The organism is Candidatus Neomarinimicrobiota bacterium (genome assembly GCA_022560655.1).
Classification (GTDB): domain Bacteria; phylum Fidelibacterota; class Marinisomatia; order SCGC-AAA003-L08; family TS1B11; genus JADFSS01.
In genome coordinates this window covers 1-3534 of sequence record JADFSS010000122.1, presented here as the reverse complement: position 1 = coordinate 3534, position 3534 = coordinate 1, and the positions used below count along the sequence as shown (strand labels likewise).

Here is a 3534-nt window from a genome sequence, read left to right as displayed (position 1 = left end):
TCAGTCTCATTTGGCATTATGACTTTGCCAGACGAGGAGGTACCGTTCGACCTGATCATCTCCAACGGTGGGAACTTTCCTCTCGATTATGAAATCCGGATAGACGCCGTTTGGGAAATTTACGAGTGGTTGAGTGTCTCGCGAGCCTCCGGACGGGTGGCCGGTGGTGGTCGGGACAGCATCACGGTAACGGTGGTGGAGACGGGGAACCTCCAGGAGGGACCCTACGAGGGTCGCTTACTCATCACCACCAACACAGGGGTTGGACTGTCCCCCGTGACGGATACCGTAGGGGTGAGCCTGACGGTGCTGGCTGTCACCGGTGCGATCGCCAGCGCCGATACGACCATTCCAGCGGGTGATTCCCCTCCGGTTGAATTCACCGACGCCGCCGGGAACAGCTTGGGGATCACCTTCGATTTCAGTGCGGGCGAGGGTGGCACCGTAAGCGTGACGGCCGTCTCAACGCTCCCTCCATCCGACAGCACTACTGGCTTCTACGATCCCGATGGGGCGGTGACGGACCCGGTCTACGCCAATTTCTACTGGGAGATTTCCAGCACCATGCCGGAAGGTTTCGTGGTGGATGTTACCTTTAACTATGCCGGTCTAGTGGGTGTACAGAATCCCGGTCAACTGCGCCTTGTCCGGCGCATGAATCATGCCGGTCCCGGGGTCGAGTGGGAATTCATTCCAGCAGACTCTGTTGTCGTGGATGAGGCCGACCAGACCATCACGGCCCTCGCGCAAACAGGGTTCAGCCAGTGGACCGTTGCCTCTGACGAGGCGAGCAACAGCTTTGAAGACACTGAGGCTCCCGTCATATCCGCTCTTTCCCACTCTCCCGAATCTCCCCAGGTTCTTGAGCCTGTTACCGTGCAGGCCACGGTAACGGATGAAAGCTCGGTTGAGAGTGTGATTCTTCACTACCTGAAAGGGGGTGAGTCCAGTTTCCAGGAGGTTTCCATGACGGGCGATGGCTCGGGCATCTATAGCGGTGTGATCCCGGCAGACGGGGTAACGCTGACCGGCATAGCCTATACCATCCGGTCAGTCGACCAGCTGGGCTATGGCAGCAACAGCGATACCCTGTCTGCGCAAGTGCAATTCCCGGCCGGCACCCTGACCACCGGCATCACCGGCTCTGCCTTCCCCGATGGCCTGCCCAGGAAGAAGTGGCGCCTGGTCTCCGTCCCGGCCGAGCTGGACGATCCCGATGTCACTGGCCTGTTTGGCGCTGAATTGAAGGGTAAGCCCGGCAAAACGACCTGGAAGATTTTTGAATGGGCAGGCTCGGACTGGGCCGACGCCCAACAGGTGAGTCCCGGTAAGGGCTACTGGCTCTTCCAGCTCGTCAAGGATGGGGTGGTTTTCTCCAGCGGGGCAGGACGTTCGGTGGACCTCGCGGGCAGCAGTCTGGCCTTGCAGCCGGGCTGGAACCTCATCGGATCTCCGTATGCATTCGTGGTGGCTGTGGTAGGGGATCAGACCCAGTTCTATGGACCTCTGACGTATGGCGGCAGTGACGGGGAGGGTTGGTCCGATCTAGTAACCGAGCTGTTGCCGTGGGGCGGGTATATCATCTATAACCGGGAGAATTCTGCCCTGACTCTCAACCTCCAACCCCTAAAACAGGCGGGGAGTCTGCCCCGGGCGACTCAGCATCTCGCCGGTGGGCTGCCAGAGGGTGAAGCGGGGTGGAAACTGCAGCTGCAGGCCAGGGGCAAGACCTACTCCGACGTGGCGACCTACATCGGCCGGTTGACCGGGGCTCACGAGCAGCTCGATTACCGCGACAATCCCGAGCCGCCCTACATCGAGGGGTATGTGTCGCTGGCCATGGACAGGCCGGAATGGTCCCGAAACTTCGGGCTACCGCGGTTCACCAGCGACATCCGCTCGATCGAGGTGGCGGACGGGACCTGGGACATCGACCTCCATGTCCGGGGCGAAACGGGGCCCATCAGGCTGACCCATGATCTGGCTGGCGAACTGCCGCCTGATTTCCGCATCGCCCTGCTGGACCTGATCACCCGGGAGGTTTACGATATCGTCGGCGGTGATGATGAAATCATTATCACCGACTACCGACCGATCCGGCGTTCCGGGGAGCAAGGCTTTCCATACCACCTGAAAGTGGTCGCCGGGGGGCAGGCTTACGTGGACCGTATGATCGACGAAATTCTCTCGCTGCTGCCGGAAAAAATTACCCTGTCCCAGAACTATCCCAATCCCTTCAATCCAGCCACCATGATCCGGTATGCGCTGCCGAAACCGCAGCGGGTGGCCCTGAAGGTCTACAACCTACTTGGGCAGGAAGTGGTAACCCTGGTGGATGGCTGGAGAGACGTGGGTTATCACGAAATAATTTGGAACGGCAGGGACCGCATTGGCCGCAACGTCTCAAGCGGCATATACTTCTCCACCCTGTTTGCCGGCAAGCGCGTTATAACCCGAAAGATGTTGATCATCCGCTAAATGGATACAGCATGTCTCTACCACCATCACGCAGGCGAGAATATCCCTTTGAGAATAGGGCATCTTACCCCCTGCAGATAGCTCCACACAGCATTGAATGACCCAAATTCAATAACATATCCGGATTGGCATAAGCGAGGAAATTCCCAGTGAAGTATTTACGGAAATCAGAGTGCTTATTATTTGCCTGTAGCGTGATTGTTTTTTCATCTCCTGTGAAGGTGGACGCCCAGGACCAGCACCGTATTGCGGTACTGGATATACAGGGTCAGGGCATCTCACGGCCCGAGGCGGAAACCCTAACCAATTATATGCGGATCGAAGTGGCGGCCACCGGGGCCGTTGCTAGTGTAAAACAGAGTGAGATCAGCGCTGTTCTAAGCGATATGGGAATGGAGGAAGCGGGGTGCACATCCCCAGATTGCGCTCTTGAGGTTGGCAGACTGCTGGCAGCATCACACGTAATCATCGGATCCGTTATGAAAAGTGAGCAGGGCTACGACTTGGACTTTCAGCTGTTCAATATTGAGACCCGGTCCGTACAGAGTGTGGTCGCGCATACCTATCGGGGTGACCTGGATGGCTTGATTATGTCGCTGGAGAAAATAGCTTGGGATTTTATGGATTTAAGCCCAGCTCCGGAGGGACTTCAGGATGAGAAACAGGCGCCAGACCCGGTCCTTGTAACATTTACGAGTGGCGACTGGAACATCCCCAAGACCATCACTTTTTACGGCGTTAATGATGATATTGACGACGGCGATCAGACCTACGCGATCATTGCCGGACCCGTTGTTTCTGATGACACGATTTATGCCAACATCGAGCCAACAGATGTAGCGGTAACAAACACGAATGATGATGTGGCTGGGATCACAGTGGATCCTATCGGGGGACTGCAGACCAGCGAGGCGGGCGGCGGGGACACCTTTACGGTTGTTCTGACGTCGGAACCCACGGCAAATGTGTCCATAGCACTGAGCAGTTCAGACACCACGGAGGGCACGGTTTCGCCATCTTTGTTGGTTTTCAATGCCGGCAATTGGAACATATTGC

General features: G+C 57.2%; 2 protein-coding genes. Both read left to right on the top strand.

Annotated elements, in window-relative coordinates:
• The first annotated feature begins 18 nt into the window (after positions 1-18).
• Positions 19-2478 carry a T9SS type A sorting domain-containing protein gene (locus IH971_11090; GenBank protein MCH7498373.1) on the top strand — a complete coding sequence of 820 codons (2460 nt, stop codon included), beginning with the start codon at positions 19-21 and terminating at the stop codon, positions 2476-2478.
• A 149-nt stretch (positions 2479-2627) separates the two neighbouring features.
• Positions 2628-3534, top strand: a 907-nt coding sequence (locus IH971_11085) for a hypothetical protein (protein ID MCH7498372.1), incomplete at its 3' end; no start/stop codon positions are given.

What these genes read in the sequence shown, in the direction of transcription:
- IH971_11090 (MCH7498373.1), top strand. Translation starts at nt 19, where the DNA reads ATGACTTTGCCAGACGAGGAGGTACCGTTCGACCTGATCATCTCCAAC.